Consider the following 18,878-nt stretch of genomic DNA (forward strand, 5'->3'; position numbering starts at 1 on the left):
GATGTCATGAAACCGGGACCTTCGGAAGAAGTTCGGCCAGATGCGCCGCTGCAACGCCGAGGGAACGTTCTTCAAGGATGAAACGTCTGGCTTCTGCAGCCATGATGGTTCTTTCGTCGTTACGGGCCAGAAGCCTTTCAATGGCAGAAGCGAACGCCGCCACATCGCGCGGCGGGGTGAGAAACCCGGTCTGGCCGTCTCGCACGACTTCCGGCACGCCGGCGATGTCCTGAGCCACCACCGGAAGGCCGGCGGCCTGTGCTTCAAGATAGGCAACGCCATAGGCCTCGCCGTAACCCGGCCAGACGTAAATTCCTCCACCATAGAGGACATCCGGCACGGCGGCTGGCTCAATCGCGCCGAGCCATTCGATACGGTCGGCGGCAAAGCCGGCGAATTGCGCCTTGACCTCGTCACGGGCAGGCCCGTCGCCGACAACCGACATGGTCCAGGGCAGGTGGCCGATCAGATCGAGAGCTTGCGCCAGCATGCGATAGCTTTCAACTTTGTCGCCCAGGCGCATCATGGCAACGGCAACGAGGCGCGTCGGACAACCTCGTGCCGGCAGTTCATGGAAGACCGATGTGTCGATGAAGGGCGACAGCATATCAAGAGCGACCCCGGGTATCGCATCTGCCAGGCCCTGACGATCCCGTTGCGTGAAGCAGATGTTCAGCGCCGCCTGTTCGACGGCTCGCACCACCAACGCTTGTGTATCAGCCCACAAACCGGCATTGCGCCGCCTCGAATAGGAAGCTTCCGCTGTCACATATGGGACAGCAAAGGTCGACGCCAGCTCGGGCCCGATCAGGTCGGGCGCTTTGTAATAGGGATGATAGCAGAACCATAGATCGGGCTTGCCGTCACGATCCCAAAGCCTGGTCAGCCGCGCGGCTTCCTCTCGGGCCTCTATCTTGAGCGCATCGAAACTTTTCGGCTCCGGTTCGCGTAGATAGAAGCGCAATTCGGATGCCAGTTCGACGCTGTGTCCTCCATGTTCCAGCGCCTTGACCAGCGTGCGTGCCATCTGGCGGTCGCCGGAGGCAACGGAATGATTGGGTGACTTCAGCGGCGCGTAGAAGGCAATTCGCATTCCGCGACCCTATCATCGGAAAGCATGCGCAAGTCAATTTCGAAGCATCATCGACTTCACCTTCAAGCAGTGGAATGTGCTATCTGATGCTCATGGAAACAGCTGCCGCGTCGGACCCGTTTGTCGCTTCTCTGCCGGTCTTCGCAAAGTTCGAAAGCGTTGCCGATATCGACAACTATCGGCCTCTCCCCGATGGCTGGGCGCTGGCCACCGCCGACATTGTCGGCTCGACAAAGGCGATCGAGACTGGACGCTATAAAACGGTCAATATGGCTGGCGCCAGTGTCATTTCGGCCCTGCTCAATGCGCTGGGTCGGCAAGATCTTCCCTTTGTCTTCGGCGGCGACGGGGCGCTCGTCGCATTTCCCGGCTCGGCGGTGGAGACCACCCGCAACGCGCTGGCGGCTGTCCAGAGATGGGTGGCGGACGAACTGGACCTAACCCTGCGCGCCGCAATCGTGCCGATAAAGGATATTCGAGCGCAAGGCCTCGACGTTCGCGTGGCAAGGTTCCAAGCATCCGATGCGGTCTTCTATGCCATGTTCGCCGGCGGTGGCGGCAGTTGGGCGGAAGCCGAGATGAAAGCGGGGCGCTACCGCATCGATCCTGCTCCGGCCGGCGCACGGCCGGATCTGACCGGCCTCTCCTGCCGCTGGAACCCGATCGAAACCCGGCATGGCGAAATCGTCTCGATCATAGCCATACCGGGGGCGTCGCGTGACCTGCGTGGTTTTCAGTTTCTGGCATCCGACATCATCGCCCTTGCCGGCAGGCAGGAACGCGATGGCCACCCTGTGCCGGTGAACGGGCCGGATTACAGCTTGCTGCCCGCCGGCCTCGATATCGAGGCGCGGGCCACGGCGCCGGCAGGACGGCGGTGGCTGTCGAAGCTGTGGATAGTGTTCCTGATGACGCTTACGGCCGTCACCGATAGATACGGCTGGACGATCGGCAGTTTCGATCCGAAGATCTACAAACGCGACGTGGCCAGCAATTCGGATTTCCGGAAATTCGACGACGGCTTGAAGATGACCATCGACGTTGACGCTGATGTGTTGCAACGGATCGAGAACCGGCTGAAACAGGCGGAAGAGGCGGGCATCTGCAACTATGGCCTGCACCGCCAGAAATCGGCCTTGATGACATGCCTCGTCGCCTCGCCGCTGCAGCGCGATCACGTTCATTTCATAGATGGTGCCGCCGGCGGCTATGCGATGGCTGCCGCAACCTTGAAGGCAAAGTTGCCGGTCTGATGACGGCTTGCGAGAATCCATTTTCCGCAATATGCCTCGGCCATGGTTCCTGGGACCATGGTAAGCCGCGCCTGGCAGCGGCCAGGCTATCCGAATTAACGGGAAAGCAGATTTTTGGACGCTTCACGATCGGCATATGACCGTCTGCTGAACCGTATCTCGACGCACGCCGCGCAGGTCGGCGTGATTGGATTGGGCTATGTCGGGTTGCCGCTGGCAATTGCGGTCGCACGCGCCGGCTTCCCGGTTTTCGGCTTCGACATCGAAGCCCAGAAGGTCGAGAGCCTGAACAACGGCCAATCCTACATTGAGGCGGTGACGTCGACAGCCCTTGCCGGCCACGTGGCGAGTGGACGGTTCCGCGCCACGGCGGATTTTGCCGAACTGTCCGTCTGCGATATCATCATCATCTGCGTTCCGACGCCGCTGACGAAAAACCGTGAGCCGGACCTCTCCTTTGTCAGGAACACGACTGGCGTCATCGCAAAGCATCTGCGTCTCGGCCAGCTCATCGTGCTGGAATCTACCACCTATCCCGGCACCACCGACGACGTGATCAAGCCCATACTGGAAGAAACCGGTTTGCAGTCGAAGATAGACTTCTTCCTCGGCTTCTCGCCCGAACGCGAGGATCCCGGCAACCGCAGCTTTGAAGTCGCGACGATCCCCAAAGTCGTGGCAGGTGACGGCATTGAAGCGGCGACGCTCGTGCAGGCTTTCTACCAAGGCGTGGTCAAAACCGTCGTTCCGGTTTCCAGCACGGCGACCGCCGAGGCAGTCAAGCTGACGGAAAACATCTTCCGTTCGGTCAACATAGCGCTCGTCAACGAATTGAAGGTCGTGCTCGGCGCGATGGGCATCGACATCTGGGAGGTGATCGAGGCGGCCAAGAGCAAGCCCTTCGGCTACATGCCTTTCTATCCTGGCCCCGGATTGGGCGGGCACTGCGTTCCGATCGATCCCTTCTACCTGACGTGGAAGGCGCGCGAGTATGAACTGCCGACCCGCTTCATCGAGCTGGCGGCAGAGATCAACACCGCTATGCCGCGTCATGTGGTCGATGAACTGGCGAAAGCGTTGGACCGGCGCTGCGGCAAGGCGCTCAGCCGCTCGCGCATTCTCATCATCGGGCTCGCCTACAAGAAGAATGTGCCCGACATCCGCGAAAGCCCCTCATTGCGGCTCATTGAACTCATCGAGGAATGGGGCGGCAAGGCGGAATTCCACGATCCGCATGTTCCCGAGATCCCGACCACACGAGAGCATATGGCGATCAAGGGGCGCCGCTCGGTCGAATTGACCGAGGCGGCCTTGAAGGATTTCGATGCTGTCGTCGTTGCAACCGACCATGACGCGATCGACTATCAGACAATCGCTGATCACGCCGGTCTGATCGTCGACACACGCAATGTTTTTGGCCGTCTCGGGCTGCTCCGAGAGACGGTGGTGAAGGCCTGACGACGTCCCAGCCGGCAAATTTTTTGCCCGATGTCAGGATCGAGATTGCACTCCGGCCGCAGCTTCGCCACATAACGCCACAAGACATGACTGCAGTTAAGCCTGTTCCTTGGTTGCAAGGACAGTCATTCGGGTAATTCCTTCGCCGTTCTGCCGCGAAGCCGACCCCGTTGACTTTGGGCATCTTTGGCTCGCCGGCGGACTGTGTTATGGCGGATCGAAGGATAATCGCTCCGTCTTCGACGGGTTTCGAGGTAGTATGAGCACGGCGCAAGCAGAAATTTCCACAATTCTCATGGATAAGGTTGCCGACTGGCTGACTCAGTCGGCGCTGGCCGGCAATGAGCTGGAAACATTGGTAAAGGGGTTTTGCGAACGGCTGGCTGCTGCCGGCCTGCCGTTGAAGCGGGTGCATTTGAGCTTTTCGATGCTTCATCCGCTTTATGACGCGCTTGGCTTCACCTGGATTCGCGGCCAAGGCATGGAGGTGGAAGGCTTCCGCAAAAAGGACGGCGTTCATTCTGACAGGTTCCTGACCAGCCCATACTACTATCTGCTCAGCAACAAGCTCGACCATCTGCGGCGTCGGCTCGACCCGTCGGTCCCGTCGGAATTTCCTGTTTTCGATGAACTCAGGCTTATGGGCGTGACCGATTACATGGCTTTCGTCCATCCCTTCAACGGCAATACCAGTCAGGGCATGATCGGGTCCTGGTCCACCGACAGTGCTTCAGGTTTCAGCGAGGGCATGATTTCGGCGCTGCTGCGTATCCAAAATCATCTCGCCATCGCAACCAAAATGGCGGTGCTCACCAAGTTGGCCGACAACATGATGACCACTTATCTCGGCGGCGACGCCGGCAGACGCGTGCTGGACGGCCAGATCAAGCGCGGCGAGGGCGACACAATCCGGGCCGCACTGGTCATGGCCGATATGCGCGGGTCGACAAGGCTTGCCGAAACTTCCGGCCGCGAAATCTACATCGATACGCTGAACCAGTTTTTCGATGCCATTGCTACACCTTTCAATCGCAAAGGCGGGCAGATCATGAGTTTCATAGGTGATGGCTTCATTGCCGTCTACCCTTGTGAAAGACATCGCTCGCATTCCGAGACCGCCTGCCAGTCTGCTCTGGCGGCAGCGCACAAGGCCACTGCGCGCATGGTGGATCTCAATCTGCGAAGGAAGGAAAAGGGGTTGTCCGACATAAAATTTGGCATCGGCCTGCATGTCGGCAACGTGATGTTCGGCAATGTCGGGCTTACCGACCGGCTCACATTCTCTGTCTTCGGCTCGGCTGTAAACGAGGTCCAGCGCCTCCAGACCCTGACCAAGAAATATCCGCACCGCGTTCTCGCCAGCAAAGACTTCGCCAGCTATTGCGGCGCCAGCAGCTGGCTGACGCTCGGCAGCGAGGAACTGGCGGGGATCAAGCAGAAGCTGACGGTGCTTTCACCCGATCTGTCGGGCGCTCTCGCACTCGATGAAGACGGTGCGCTGGAGCCGATTTACGACCGGAGATCGGAGGCCGAGCAGGTCATGCTGCTTCATCGCGATGCCGCACGGCAGTCGGCGGGCGACCCGAGGAAGCTCCAGTAGCCCACCCCAATCTGATACGAACGCCTTTGGTAAGCAGTCCGGTCGCCGGATTCGCCGCCGGCGACCGTTTCGAATCCAAGTTGCTCTAGGCTGGCAATGCGCTAGTCTCGCTTTTGGGTCTGCCGCCCGGGCAGGCCGGCAGGAGTGGGGCTGGTGTGAGAATGAATTCGGGCGTTGATCTACTACGGGTCGAAGATCTTGGCATCTCTTTTGCCATTATCGGGGGACCGTTGCACGCCGTCAGGCGTGCAAATCTTCGCGTCCTTCCCGGCAAGGTTACCGCGCTTGTGGGCGAGTCCGGTTCCGGAAAATCGGTTCTTAGCCAGGCAGTGATGGGCATTTTGCCGAACACAGCCCATGTTCGTGGCCGTATCCTATTTTCCGATCCTGAAAAGCCCGGCACGGCACAGGATATCCTGCAGATGCCGCGTGATGGACCCGAAATCCGGGCGTTGAGGGGCAGCCGCATCGGCAAGATCTTTCAGGAGCCGATGATATCGCTTTCGCCGCTGCACACGATCGGCAACCAGGTCAGCGAATCCCTGCAGATTCATACGCCCATGGCTCGGGCAGAGCGCAAGGCGCGGACCGAGGAAATGCTCGGCCTTGTCGGCTTTCCCAATCCCAAGCGCGCCTATGACATGTATCCGTTTGAACTTTCGGGAGGATTGCGTCAGCGCGCCATGATCGCCATGGCGCTTATCTGCCGGCCCGCCCTGTTGATTGCCGACGAGCCGACGACGGCGTTGGATGTCACCATCCAGGCGCAGATCCTGCAATTGCTGCGCGGGCTTCAGGCCAAGCTGAATATGGCGATGCTGCTGATCACGCATGACCTCGGCGTTGTCGCCAATGTCGCCGACGAGGTGGTGGTCATGTACCATGGCGAGATCATGGAGGCGGGACCTGTCGAGGCGATATTCCGCCGGCCAGGTCACCCTTACCTGAAGGGCCTAATGGCAGCTGTTCCGCATTTCGACCTGAAGCCGGGCGAGAGGCTAAAGGCGCTCCGCGAGGTACCGGTGAACGTCGGCACCCTGCTGGGCAAGCAGACGGCGCCGGCATCGAAGGGGCCGGACGACATCCTGTTGTCGGTCAGGGATCTGACAAAGGTTTTTACCACCCGCAAGTCCGGATGGTTCGGCGGGGATCGTCAAACCTCTGTTCGCGCCGTGGACGGCGTGAGCTTCGATATCAGGCGGGGCGAGTGCCTGGGCCTGGTCGGCGAAAGCGGTTGCGGCAAAACCACCGTCAGCAAGATGCTCATGCGGGCTGTCACGCCTAGCGGCGGCTCTGTGATCTTCAATGGCCGCGATGGACCGATCGACGTATTGGGAGGCGACAGAGATGCCCTGCGCCTGCTGCGCGCGAAAATCCAGATGGTCTTTCAGGATCCGGTTTCGTCGCTTTCACCTCGCATGACGGTGGAAAATATCTTGAGCGAGCCGCTGGAAATCCATCAACGTGGCAATGCCGCGTCCCGACTAGCCACCGTCAAGAGCCTGATGCAGGCAATCGGGCTCGATCCGCGCTTCATCAAGCGTTATCCTCACAGTTTCTCCGGCGGGCAGCGTCAGCGTATCGGCATCGCGCGCGCGTTGGCCCTGGGGCCAGAACTCCTGATCTGCGACGAGCCGGTTTCGGCGCTCGATGTCTCTGTCCAGGCGCAGATCCTGAACCTCCTGAAGGACCTGCAGAAGGAACTGGGCCTGACCTACCTGTTCATATCCCACAATCTGGCGGTGGTGGACTACATGGCGGACCGCATCGCAGTGATGTGCGGCGGGCGTATCGTCGAGCTTGCGCCGCGCGAAATTCTGCTCAGGAAACCGGTCCACCCCTACACGCGCTCACTGGTCGCCGCAGTGCCGTTTCCCGATCTCGACAGGCCGATGGATTTCAAGACGCTGAAGCTCGGCGGCGCTTCCGACGCCAGCGCATGGGGACCTCAATTCCACGACGAGGGCGAAGAGGATGTGCTGTCGCCGATCGATCTTGGCGGCGGCCACCTCGTGCTGGCCCGACGTTCGGCCGATGTCAGTGAGTTGCGCCATTGATCAGCCGTCGCACCCTCCTTGGACTCATGGCTTCGGCACTTCTGCCGGGCACGTCGCGCGCTGGCGATCTGGAGCCGGATTTCCTTCAGCCGCAGCTGAAAGCCAGGGCTCTGCCGGCACTCGCAGAGCGCCTGCCCAAGAGCCCGCGCGCGTTGAACCTCGCTGCGATGGGCCGGCAACCCGGCCAGTATGGCGGCACGCTGCGTACCATCATCGGCAGCCAGAAAGATATCCGGATGATGACGATCTACGGATATGCCCGCCTGGTCGGCTATGACGAAAAGCTTAAAATGCAACCCGACATCCTCGAAAGTTTCGAGGTGGCGCATGATCGCGTCTTCACGTTCAAGATTCGGGAAGGGCATAAATGGTCCGATGGCAGCCTGCTGACGCCGGAGGATTTTCGCTATTGCTGGGAAGATGTCTGGCTGAATGATGAGCTTTCGCAAGGCGGGCTCGCCCCTGCCCTGCTGGCGGACGGCAAGCCGCCACGTTTCGAGATCGTCGATCCGTTGACTGTCCGCTATAGTTGGGAGGCGCCCAATCCCGACTTCCTGCCCAAGCTTGCCGCTGCTTCGCCGACACCGCTTGTTTTGCCGGCCGCCTATCTCAAGCAGTTCCACAAGAAATACCAGGATCCATTCCGGCTCGCCGGCCTGATGAAGGAGAACCGGGTCCAGAAATGGACGCTCCTGCATATCCGCATGTCGCGGCAGTATCGCCCGGAGAACCCGGAACTGCCCACGCTCGATCCCTGGCAGAACCGGACCAAGCCGCCGGCTGAGCAGTTCATCTTCGAGCGAAACCCGTTCTTTCATAGAATAGACGAGAATGGCCGGCAACTGCCCTATGTCGACCGGATTGTCATGAATGTCAGCTCGTCGGCGATCATTTCCGCCAAGACCGGTGCGGGTGAGAGCGATCTGCAAAGCATGGGAATTGACTTCGCCGATTACTCTTTTCTGAAGGATGCGGAGAAGCGTTACCCCGTGAAGATGCATCTCTGGAAACGCACACAGGGTTCGCGGCTGGCGCTGTTGCCCAATCTGAATTGTGGCGACCAGGTGTGGCGTAGCCTTTTTCGTGACGTGCGCGTGCGCCGCGCACTTTCCCTCGCTGTGGACAGGCGCGAGATCAATTTGGCTGTATTCTACGGATTGGCGCAGGAAAGCGCCGATACGGTCCTGCCGGAGAGCCCGCTCTACCGGCCGGAATTCGCGAAGGCATGGATCGCCCATGATCCCGACCAGGCCAACGCCCTGCTCGACGAGGTCGGGCTTCAAGCGCGCGACGATGATGGCCTGCGGGTACTTCCCGATGGACGCCCGGCGCAGATCATAGTGGAAACGGCCGGCGAAAGCACGCTGGAAACCGACGCGCTCGAACTCATCACCGATCACTGGCGCCAGATCGGCATCGCCCTGTTCGTCCGGACTTCGCAGCGCGACATCTTCCGCAGCCGCGCGCTTGGCGGCCAGATCATGATGTCGATGTGGTCGGGCATCGACAATGGCGTGCCGACCTCCGACATGAATCCGTACCAGTTGGCCCCCACCATCGACGACCAGTTGCAATGGCCGCTCTGGGGCACTTACTATCTGTCCCATGGCACGATGGGTGAGGCGCCCGATCTTCCCCCTGTGGTCGAGTTGATGGCTTTGCTCAAGCGCTGGAATGCATCGACCGAGGCCGCGGAGCGCGCCGAGATCTGGAATTCGATGCTGTCGATCTACACCGATCAGGTGTTTTCGATCGGCACGGTGAACGGAACGCATCAGCCGGTTCTGGTGTCCTCACGGCTGCGCAATCTGCCTGACAAGGCGCTCTACGGCTATGACCCGACCGCCTATTTCGGAGTCTACATGCCGGATACATTCTGGCTTGGAGAGTCCTGAGCGTGTTTCGATATATTGTCTGGCGCATCGCTGTGATGGTTCCAACGCTGCTGATCATATCGGCGCTGGTGTTCACGATCATCGAACTTCCCCCAGGCGATTATTTCGACAGCTATGTTTCCGAGCTTCGGGCTCAGGGCGAAGCGGTGGATTCCGATCGCATCCAAATGATGCGGAAGGAATATGGTTTCGACCAGCCGCCGGTCATTCGCTACTTCTACTGGGTCGGCGGGATGCTGCACGGCGATTTCGGCTATTCCTTCGAGTATGAGCTGCCGGTTCGCGACGTCGTCGGGGACCGAATGTGGCTGACCGTGCTGGTTTCCTTCGTCACGATCATCTTCACCTGGCTCATCGCCTTTCCCATCGGCATGTACTCCGCCACGCATCAATACAGTTGGGGCGACTATGGCCTTACGCTCTTCGGCCTTCTCGGCCTTGCCATTCCGAATTTCATGCTGGCACTGATCCTGATGTATTTCGCCAATATCTGGTTCGGCACCTCCATCGGCCATCTCATGGACCCGCAATATCTCAGTGAGCCGATGAGCTGGGCCAAGGCGAAGTCGATCCTCGCCCATCTCTGGATCCCGGTCTTGATCATCGGCACCGGCGGCACGGCAAGCATGATCCGGCGGCTGCGCGCCAATCTGCTCGATGAGCTTCACAAGCAATATGTCGTGACCGCGCGCGCCAAAGGCCTTCATCCCTTCAGGGCGCTCGTCAAATATCCGCTGCGCATGGCGCTCAATTTCTTCATTTCCGACATCGGCTCCATCCTGCCGGCCATCATCTCCGGTGCCGAAATCACGGCGATCGTGCTGTCTTTGGAAACGACCGGGCCGATGCTGATCAAGGCGCTGCAAAGCCAGGACATGTATCTGGCGGGCTCGTTCCTGATGTTCCTCGCCTTCCTGACGGTCATCGGCGTCCTGATTTCCGACCTGGCGCTGGCGCTGCTTGATCCACGAATTCGTTTGCAGGGCGGCAGCACCAAATGAACAAGGAATCGCCCCTGCCCGCTCCGGGTGCCCCACTGCAACACTTCGTTTCCATCGCACCCTTTGACCTGCAATCAGTCGAGGCGATGACGGCGGAGCAGTCGAAGGTCTTTCAGGCGTCGCAGTTGCGGCTGATGTGGTGGAAATTCCGGCGGCACCGGCTTGCCCTTGTATCCGGCATATTTCTGGCAACGCTCTATTTCGGGATACTGATCTGCGAGTTCCTGGCGCCCTACAATCTGCACACGCGCAACATGGACTACATCTATTCGCCGCCGCAGCGGGTACACCTGTTCCATAACGGCCAGCTTGTCGGGCCGTTCGTCTATGGTCGCCAGATGACGCTGGATATGGACACACTCAAGCGGAACTACATCGACAAACAGGATGATGTTCAGCGGATTCGTTTCTTCTGCAAGGGCGACAGTTACCGGTTCTGGGGCCTGGTCGAAGGTGACTGGCATTTTGTCTGTCCTGCCGAAAACGGCCAGCTCTTTCTGGCCGGCACCGACAGGCTGGGGCGCGATGTGCTCTCGCGTATCATCTATGGCGCACGCATTTCACTGACAATCGGCCTTGTCGGCATCAGTTTCAGCTTCCTGCTCGGCATTGTCATAGGCGGACTGGCTGGCTATCACGGCGGTATCTTCGACCTGATCGTTCAACGCATAATCGAAGTTCTGCAATCGATCCCCAGCATTCCGCTATGGCTGGCTCTGGCGGCGATCATGCCGATAACCTGGAGTCCAATCCTGATCTATTTCGGCATCACCGTCATCCTCGGGCTGCTCCACTGGACCGGACTGGCGCGGGCCGTGCGTTCAAAGCTTCTGGCCTTGCGCGAGGAGGATTACGTTCTGGCCGCGCAATTGATGGGCGCCAGCAGCAGCCGCATTATCCGGCGGCACCTCATTCCCGGTTTCATGTCGCATCTGATCGCGACGGCGACGATCTCCATACCCGGCATGATCCTGGGCGAGACGGCGCTGAGCTTCCTTGGGCTGGGCCTGAGGCCACCGACAACCAGCTGGGGCATCCTGCTAACCGAGGCGCGCAGCGTCAGCGTGATCGCGTTCTATCCATGGCTGCTTTTGCCGATGCTCCCCGTCGTTCTCGTCATCTTGGCGTTCAACTTCCTCGGCGACGGCTTGCGGGACGCCGCAGACCCCTACAAGTGAGATCGCTATTTCGCCGCGCGCCGGGCAGCCGGCTCCACCCGGTATGGTCCCTGCCGGCCGCCCGTACGGTTATTGCAGTGTTCATCGTCCGCCCGTATATGTGCCGACACGCAATCGAGATTAGCGCCTCGCCTTCGGGATGCACTCGTGAATAATTCTTCGCGGGCATTGCCGATCTCTTGATCTGGTTCAGGACACACAAAAGCATATGAGTCGTCTCGAGAATTTCATCAGCAGGATGACCGCACAGCGTGACATTCTCGATCACGTCTGCCCCGAGGTGGCGAAGATGGAGGGGCTTGTGCTCGAGTTCGGCCTCGGCAATGGCCGGACGTTCCACCATCTGCGCGAGCGCCTGCCCGGGCGTCGGATCGTGGTGTTCGACCGCGAAGTCGGCGCACACACCAGCTCAATTCCCGAAGCTGAAAACCTCGTGCTCGGCGAAATACGCGAGACGGCCCGCAGGTTCATTGGCATCGAAGCCGCCCTTGTTCATGCCGACATCGGCACCGGCTATGATGATCGCGATGCAGTGACCGCTACCTGGCTTCCCGATCTGATTGCGAGCCTGCTTCGCGTCGGCGGCTTCGCGGTCAGTGGCACGCCGCTCGATCACCCGCTGCTGCAACGCCTTCCGGCGCCGACGTCGGAGCCTGCCGATCGTTATTTCCTCTGTAAGCGCTTGTGAGCGGCCGAGAGCGCCTCACGGAAACGCTGCTCCAGCTCCTTGTTTTAACGCGATCGCCAAGCGAAATCGTAGCCATTCTCGCGGGAACCCATTTCACGCTTGTCCAGGAATTGCTCTGAAATTCCTCAGGGGATTGTATATACCGCGATCTCCCGCTCAATGCCGCGCAGCGAGACTTCGTGAGGCACGGGCGTCAGCGCGTTCCTGCGCAACAGATCGGCGGTGAGATTGTCGTCGACCACCGCGCGGGTGGCGAAGATCGCCTGTGCGTTGGCCAGGTTCTGGACCCGTGAAGCAATGTTGACCGTCTGGCCAAAATAGTCCTGCCGCTCGTTCATGGACACGGCGATGCAAGGGCCGGCATGGACTCCGATCTTGAGCAGCAGGTCCTCGCGGCCGCTTTTTCCATTGAGCCCACGCATGGCATCGCGCATCCTGAGGGCCGCGGCCACCGCACGATCAGGTGTCGCGAAGGTCGCCATCACCGCATCGCCGATCGTCTTCACCACCGCGCCCGCCTCGGCCGCGACGATCTCGTGCAGCACCTGGAAATGCTCGCGCACCAGATCGAAGGCTGACAGATCGCCCACCCGCTCGTAAAGCTCGGTCGATCCGCGCAGGTCGGTGAACAGGAAGGTCAGACTGGTGATCTTCAGCCGCTGGTTGATATCGAGCGTGTCCGTGCGATAGAGATCGCGAAACGTCTGGTTGGTGAGCAAGCGCTTGGCAGTCAGGAAGGGCCGGCGCTTGCCCAGGAAATCATGCAATGCGTGGCCGGCGATGAAGACCGTCGGCAGCACGCGGGTGTCGGTCCTGTTTTCCAGGGAAATGCGCAAAGGGCCTGGTTGCATCTCCAACGTCTGGTTCTGGACATGGTCGCGGTCGAAAACCAAAGAGAGGCTTCGGCGCTCCTTTGTTGGTTCGCCCTTAGCATCGATGAACTGCGCTGAATGCGTGACCGGCTCGAACACGATGACGAATTCAGGCGGAAGCTGTATGGGCAGAACCGCCTTTTCACCAGGCGCAAGCTCGATATCCTCCAGGGAGAACGCTTCCATCTTCTCCGCCAAATCCTCTTCCGGCAGATCGGCGCCGGACGCCAAGTAGATCTGGCGGAAATATTCCACCAACGGCAGTTCGTGTGGAGTGTGGGCGGCAATCTTGCGTATGCGTGGACTGACGGTGAATGTCACCTCGACCATCTCGTCGAGGGTTGGCGAATAGCCTTCGCAGCATAGCGCGCAGGTGTATTCGTCCTTCTGCATGGTTTTCAGCGTGGCGTTGGTGTCGAGCACGCCGCCGCAGCCGGGGCACAGAACATTCCAGGAAATGTCGAAGATGCCCACCCGCGCCGCATGCAGAAAGGCGCTGATGGTGCGTTCCTCGTCGATGCCATTCTTGCTGGCGAAGGCTAGCGCATTGATGCGGCAAAGCTCGCGGTCCTTGCCCTCGGCGATGGTTCGCCGGATCGCATCGATTGCCTGCGGATCGAGATCGGTCGATTGCCGCAGAAGTGAGAACAGATCCTGAGCTTCGGTCATCGTGCAGGCTCCGGAAAATGCGCCCCGACGCGTATTGGCCGGACCGGGCTTCGGTCCGCGCACCCCATCTTACGCCGAAAGGAATCAAACGGCCATTCGAATGGATAGATCTGATGACAGCTCGATTTGCATGCGGCGGATTTTCACCGGCCGCAAGCGGCACTATGATGGGTGCATGGCGCATTCATCTTTGGGGCTTTCTCCCGTGCCGACACCCGACAACCCGCCATTTCCCGCGGCGTTGCGGCTTTTCTCGGCAGGGGTCATTATCGTCCTCATCGTGGGCGCCGGCCTGTTTTTCGCGCCTGCGCTGGTCAAGCCGCGCTGGCCCTGGCCCGTCACGCCATTCAGTGCCTGCTTTCTCGGCGGCTTCTACACCGCCGAAATGGCGGTGATGGCGGCGCTCTTATTCTGGAATCGCTGGTCGCCGGGCAGGCTCGTGCTGGTCATGGCTCTCATCTTCACCGTAATCGTGTCGGCGGTTTCGTTGATCAATCTCGGCTATTTCAACTTTGGGCGCAAAGCGACCTGGCTCTGGTTTCTGGTCTATCTTGGTTCGGTCGCGGTATCCGGGTTGTTCCTGTGGCGGGCAAGGGCCCGTCCGTCAGCAAAAGGCGTGACCCTAAGCCCCGCATGGCGCAGCTACATGTTGGCGGAAACGGCGATCCTTGGGGTCTATGGCTTCGGCATGTTGCTGTTTCCCCTGATGGTCAGCAGCACCTGGCCATGGCCGGTCGATCCCTTCCACGCCCAGGTCTACAGCGCCATCTTCCTCGCCGGCGCTGGCGGCACCTATCTCGTCTGGAAAAGTGCGCCGCGCGAAGAATTGCTGGTGCTAGGCCAGGCGCAATTTCTGGTCGGCCTGCTTTCCATTCTTGGCCTCGTTATCACCGACGCCGCGGTGCACCGGATCGACTGGACGGCGGCCGCTACATTGGGCTGGCTCGCCCTTTTCGGCTGGATCGGCATCAGCGGCGCCTTCAAACTCTACACCGCCTCCCGGTATTTTGGTTCGCATTCGACAGCATAGGCGGAGACGGCTGGATTTTCAGGTGACGTCCGGTGCATCGTGCGGGGCCGATACATTTCGCCAGGAAGTCATGACCAGCACGACCTCGCCATCCGAGAAAATCCAGCCGCAGCTCCGGGCCGTCCGGGCAAGCGATGCGGAGGCGCTTTGCGCTATCTTCAACATGCCGGGCTTCCGCTGGGGGACGCTCAGGATGCCCTTCGAGACGGTGGATCAGGTGGAGCGGCGCATCGCCAAGTCCGGCCAGGAAACCACCTGGATCGTCGCCGAATTGGACGGCAAGGTCGTCGGCCATGGCAGCCTGGTCGTGCAAAGCTCGCCACGCCGTTCGCATATCGGCGAGATCAATATCGGCCTAGATGATGGCTTTGTCGGCAAAGGTATCGGCTCTGCCATCCTTGGCGCTCTGCTTGACGTGGCCGACAACTGGCGCGCCCTGAAGCGGGTCGAATTGAGCGTCTATGTCGACAACGAACCGGCCATCCACCTCTACACCAGCCACGGCTTCGAGGTCGAAGGCCGGCATGTGAAGGCCGGTTTTACCGACGGCCAGTACCGCGACCTCCTGAGTATGGCCCGGCTGCGGTTCTAAGATCTGCTTTTATCAACGCTGCTGGCGACACGAGCGCGGTCGACAGCAGGTATCCTCGGAGTGCCGGGACAGCGACAACACGCAATCTGAGGCTCATTGCATCGTCCCCCACAACCCAGTTTATGGCGTTGACGTAGACAATTCGTGCCGGATCCGCTCTCACTTGGCGTTGGCCCCGCAAGCGGCTAGACGGGATCGATGACCGACGTCTTTGATGCAACCCCTGCGCCTCCGGCGGAAATTCTGGCTGTACTGTCGCTGCTCTGCCCGGAAGTCGTGCGTGACATCGAGCAGAACTGGAATGCTTCGGTTTCCGACTACGCCCGCCATCTGTGGCGGCCGGTCGCAAAGCCTGTGTCGGGCCCGGCGATCGCTGCCCGCTCGATGCTGCGCGAGGTCCTGCATCAGCGCCTCGGCGTGACTATGCAGCCTGAGGAGATCGGCAAGGCCCTCGACGAGTTCGAGTACAGACCGGTGATCCAGTCCGGTCTGCACTGCCTGCTTCTGATGGACCGGATCACCTTCGATGCCCTCCTGTTCGCCTGGCTCGGCGCGGTCGAAAACGAGCTGTCAGCCTTCGTCGGCTTCATGGGAACGACGATGACCATGGAGACAATTGGCCGGGAGGGGCCCGGATGGCTCGATGTCGGCGACGACAAGGTCAACCTGTTTGGCATGGGGCGCCACAAGTTGTGCCGCAAAAGCGCCTGCGCGGCCGGTCCAGTCACCCTCAACAAGCGCGCGCTCGAAGCGGTGGGCGATGAAAGGGATGCCAGCCGCTGGCTAGGTACACTGCTTGCCCGCCAGGATAAGGTCTTTGGAACCGCCGCCGATGCCATGACAGCGCTCAACGAGGATCTGGTCGCCAATTGGGATCGCTCCGGCATGGCCCTACCGGTTTTCATCGATGATCGGCTCGCCGCGGCTGCCATGGCGCGGCATCTACAATATGACGGCAGTCTTATTTCCAGGCTGCTCATGGAACCCGCAAGACGCCGGCGTCTCGAACATGCCTTGCAAGAGGCCGCATCGGGCCCATTCGGCAGGTTCCTCCCCAATGCCACGGACTATTTCTGGGGCATCCGCGAGGAGCGCGTGCGCAAGCTCGTTCTTGAAAACGGGAACCTGATCGAGCTTGACAAGCCGCATGGTCTGTCCATCCCGTTCGAGCGGCCACATCTCAAGCAGGCGCTGCTTGACGGCGTGCTGCTGCCGAACTTGTTCCTGACGTTCCTCGTTCTCGCCATCTTGCCGCGGGTCCGGGTTGTCGGCGGCCTGAGACAGATTGGCTATGTAGCGCTTTTCCACTCGATCCTCCTAGCTGCGTTGGACGAAACCACACCGGAAGAGCGTGATCTGGTTGCGGAGCTGCAGGTAAGGGAAAATGCTTGGGGCACCCGGGTCATCGATGAAAAGATTTCAGTCCGCGAGCAGCTTGCCCGCCTACCGGAAGGGGCGCTCTTCGCGGACCTGCTCCGGCAATACCGTTCGCGGACATTTGCCGAGGCCACCGACAACCTGAAACTGATTCGCGAAAACGCGCGATGGCGCAAGATCGGTCAAGCCTACAGCGTCTGATCCGGCCGCATGGCCTCACCTGTCATTGCTCTATACCGGCCTTGCGAAGCCCCTCCACCATGAGTTCGAAATCGGCAGGGTTCTTGTAGGGCAGGACTTTGCGACGGTATTCCAGCGAATAGTCGGGATTGACGCGAAGCACCTCCTGCCATGCCGCCTGGGCCTCGGCGAAACGGCCCAGATGGCCGTAGCTGGCGGCCAGAAGCGCCCGCGAGACGTCGGTGACAGCGTTGCGAGCCAGCCGCTGCATCAAGAGGTCAGCGGCCTCTTCGTACCTTCCAAGTTGAAACAAAGCCAAAGCCTGAAAGTGGAGAAGCACATCCGGGAAATATGGATTCAAGATTTTCCCCCGGGCAAAACTCTCGAGGGCGTCTTCGGATCTGCCCGAATAGTACAACGCCTCGCCGAGGGCAACGTGCGCTTCGGAGAAGTTCGGATTGAGGACTAGCGCGCGCTCGGCCTCGTCGATGGCCCCATCGTGTCGCCGTGTGTACAGCATGACAATAGCAAGCGCCCAGTGCGCCCAGGGATCGCTGCCGTCCAGCATTACCGCTCGCGTTGCGGCCTCTTCCGCTTGCGCCATCGATTCGGGGGGCGACGCACCCCACCGGTTCAGGTAATCGATGCCGTGGGTAAGGGCCAGGAATGCGTGGGCAGAGGCAAATTTCGGGTCCAGTTCGATGGCACGTTGCAAGAGGTTGCGAGCCGCGACGTTCGTCTCCCTCGTCAGCCGGTGCCACAGCTCCCTGCCCCGCAGGAAATAGTCATACGCCTCCGTATTGCGCGGGTACTCGGGCGCCAGCCGCTGCCGATCACCCGCGGTCAGATTAAGCGACAGCGCGCCGACGATCTGTTGCGTCACGTCGTCCTGCACGGCGAATATGTCGGTCAGGTCGCGATCGAACCGCTCCGCCCAAAGATGGCCGCCCGAGGTTGCGTCGATGAGCTGCGCGGTGATGCGCACCCGGTTCCCCGACTTGCGTACGCTACCCTCAAGAACATACCGCACGCCGAGTTTCGTGCCCACCTCCTGCACACGGACGTTCTGGCCCTTGAAGGTGAACGACGAATTGCGTGCGATGACGAAGAGCTGCGACAGTTTGGACAGGGCCGTGATGACATCCTCGGAGATGCCGTCGGCGAAGTAGTCCTGTTCGGCATCACCGCTCATGTTGGCGAACGGCAGCACGGCGATCGACAGCTTCGGCGGCACTGCCGTAGCCGGCCGGCTAGTAGCGCTTTCCGGGATCGCGGTCCCGGCGCTGCCAACTTGTAGCGAATAGACCCGGATCGGCTCGGCGATGTTCTTGAGCTGTGTGCTGCCGAGATCGCTGACGGAGAGGTCGAGCCTGGCCTTGACCTGGCGATAGGCATCCTCGGACAGGCAGATGGCGCCGGCCGCCGCGAGTCCCTCCAAACGCGAAGCGATGTTGACGCCGTCGCCCATCAGGTCGCCGTCGCTTTCTTCGACCACATCTCCCAGATGGATGCCGATTCTGAACTCGATACGGCGGTCTTGCGGCACGCCTGCATTGCGCTCAACCATACCATTCTGAACCTCTATGGCGCAGCGCACGGCATCCACCACACTGCGGAACTCAACCAGCCCCCCATCGCCAGTGCGCTTGATCACCCGGCCGTGGTGCACTGCAATGATCGGATCGATCAGGTCGCTGCGCAGTGCCCGCAACCTCGCCAATGTACGATCTTCGTCCGCGCTCGCGAGCCGGCTATATCCGACCACATCCGCAGCTAGAATTGCGGCTAGCTTACGATTCTCGCTCAAGGGTCCGTCTCCTTATCTTCACGATAGCAGGAAGACCGAACCAAGAGGGAACTTTCGCAATCGACAGCCACGCAGAACCGAATTGGCTGCGCGCTGTCACAGGCCCCACCCGATCGCCCGATGCCCAT

Annotated in this window: 14 protein-coding genes; 11 read left to right on the forward strand and 3 right to left on the reverse strand. The window is 60.4% G+C overall.

Annotated elements, in window-relative coordinates; translation table 11 throughout:
• Positions 1 to 4: 4 nt before the first annotated feature.
• The gene (locus FJ941_RS07720; protein WP_140504462.1) at positions 5 to 1,093 is read right to left on the reverse strand and encodes a glycosyltransferase family 4 protein; all 1,089 of its coding nucleotides are present in this window, start codon (positions 1,091 to 1,093) and stop codon (positions 5 to 7) included.
• 92 nt (positions 1,094 to 1,185) lie between these two features.
• Here FJ941_RS07720 and FJ941_RS07725 point away from each other — a divergent pair, with 92 nt between their 5' ends.
• From FJ941_RS07725 to FJ941_RS07760, 8 genes are all read left to right on the forward strand, one after another.
• Positions 1,186 to 2,346, forward strand: coding sequence for a DUF3095 domain-containing protein (locus FJ941_RS07725; protein WP_140504761.1), 1,161 nt, complete (start codon positions 1,186 to 1,188; stop codon positions 2,344 to 2,346).
• A 114-nt stretch (positions 2,347 to 2,460) separates the two neighbouring features.
• Positions 2,461 to 3,804, forward strand: a complete 1,344-nt coding sequence (locus FJ941_RS07730) for a nucleotide sugar dehydrogenase (protein WP_140504464.1) — start codon at positions 2,461 to 2,463, stop codon at positions 3,802 to 3,804.
• Positions 3,805 to 4,063: 259 nt separating this feature from the next.
• Entirely contained in the window at positions 4,064 to 5,404 is a 1,341-nt protein-coding gene (locus FJ941_RS07735; RefSeq protein ID WP_140504465.1) for an adenylate/guanylate cyclase domain-containing protein, read from the forward strand.
• Positions 5,405 to 5,565: 161 nt separating this feature from the next.
• Entirely contained in the window at positions 5,566 to 7,461 is a 1,896-nt protein-coding gene (locus tag FJ941_RS07740; RefSeq protein WP_140504468.1) for an ABC transporter ATP-binding protein, read from the forward strand.
• Positions 7,458 to 9,356 (forward strand): ABC transporter substrate-binding protein, encoded by a 1,899-nt coding sequence (locus FJ941_RS07745; protein WP_140504470.1) that lies wholly within the window; start codon positions 7,458 to 7,460, stop codon positions 9,354 to 9,356. Before FJ941_RS07740 ends, FJ941_RS07745 begins: the two co-directional genes overlap by 4 nt.
• 2 nt (positions 9,357 to 9,358) lie before the next feature.
• The gene (locus FJ941_RS07750) at positions 9,359 to 10,357 is read left to right on the forward strand and encodes an ABC transporter permease (RefSeq protein WP_140504472.1); all 999 of its coding nucleotides are present in this window, start codon (positions 9,359 to 9,361) and stop codon (positions 10,355 to 10,357) included.
• Positions 10,354 to 11,535, forward strand: a complete 1,182-nt coding sequence (locus FJ941_RS07755) for an ABC transporter permease (protein ID WP_140504474.1) — start codon at positions 10,354 to 10,356, stop codon at positions 11,533 to 11,535. The genes FJ941_RS07750 and FJ941_RS07755 overlap by 4 nt, the downstream gene beginning before the upstream one ends.
• A 208-nt stretch (positions 11,536 to 11,743) precedes the next feature.
• Entirely contained in the window at positions 11,744 to 12,223 is a 480-nt protein-coding gene (locus FJ941_RS07760) for a class I SAM-dependent methyltransferase (protein WP_140504476.1), read from the forward strand.
• A gap of 125 nt (positions 12,224 to 12,348) precedes the next feature.
• Here FJ941_RS07760 and FJ941_RS07765 read toward each other — a convergent pair whose 3' ends face one another.
• Positions 12,349 to 13,764, reverse strand: coding sequence for an adenylate/guanylate cyclase domain-containing protein (locus FJ941_RS07765; RefSeq protein WP_140504478.1), 1,416 nt, complete (start codon positions 13,762 to 13,764; stop codon positions 12,349 to 12,351).
• A gap of 34 nt (positions 13,765 to 13,798) precedes the next feature.
• On the opposite strand from FJ941_RS07765, the gene FJ941_RS07770 reads away from it, so the two are divergent.
• From FJ941_RS07770 to FJ941_RS07780, 3 genes are all read left to right on the forward strand, one after another.
• Positions 13,799 to 14,794 carry a hypothetical protein gene (locus FJ941_RS07770; protein WP_246673729.1) on the forward strand — a complete coding sequence of 332 codons (996 nt, stop codon included), beginning with the start codon at positions 13,799 to 13,801 and terminating at the stop codon, positions 14,792 to 14,794.
• A 70-nt stretch (positions 14,795 to 14,864) separates the two neighbouring features.
• The gene (locus FJ941_RS07775; RefSeq protein WP_140504480.1) at positions 14,865 to 15,386 is read left to right on the forward strand and encodes a GNAT family N-acetyltransferase; all 522 of its coding nucleotides are present in this window, start codon (positions 14,865 to 14,867) and stop codon (positions 15,384 to 15,386) included.
• A gap of 384 nt (positions 15,387 to 15,770) precedes the next feature.
• Positions 15,771 to 16,964 carry a hypothetical protein gene (locus tag FJ941_RS07780; protein WP_246673731.1) on the forward strand — a complete coding sequence of 398 codons (1,194 nt, stop codon included), beginning with the start codon at positions 15,771 to 15,773 and terminating at the stop codon, positions 16,962 to 16,964.
• A 22-nt stretch (positions 16,965 to 16,986) separates the two neighbouring features.
• Here the strand turns inward: FJ941_RS07780 and FJ941_RS07785 are convergent, their stop codons facing one another.
• Positions 16,987 to 18,750, reverse strand: a complete 1,764-nt coding sequence (locus FJ941_RS07785) for an adenylate/guanylate cyclase domain-containing protein (protein ID WP_140504484.1) — start codon at positions 18,748 to 18,750, stop codon at positions 16,987 to 16,989.
• Positions 18,751 to 18,878 lie beyond the last annotated feature (128 nt).

The organism is Mesorhizobium sp. B2-3-13, assembly GCF_006442195.1.
GTDB lineage: Bacteria > Pseudomonadota > Alphaproteobacteria > Rhizobiales > Rhizobiaceae > Mesorhizobium > Mesorhizobium salmacidum.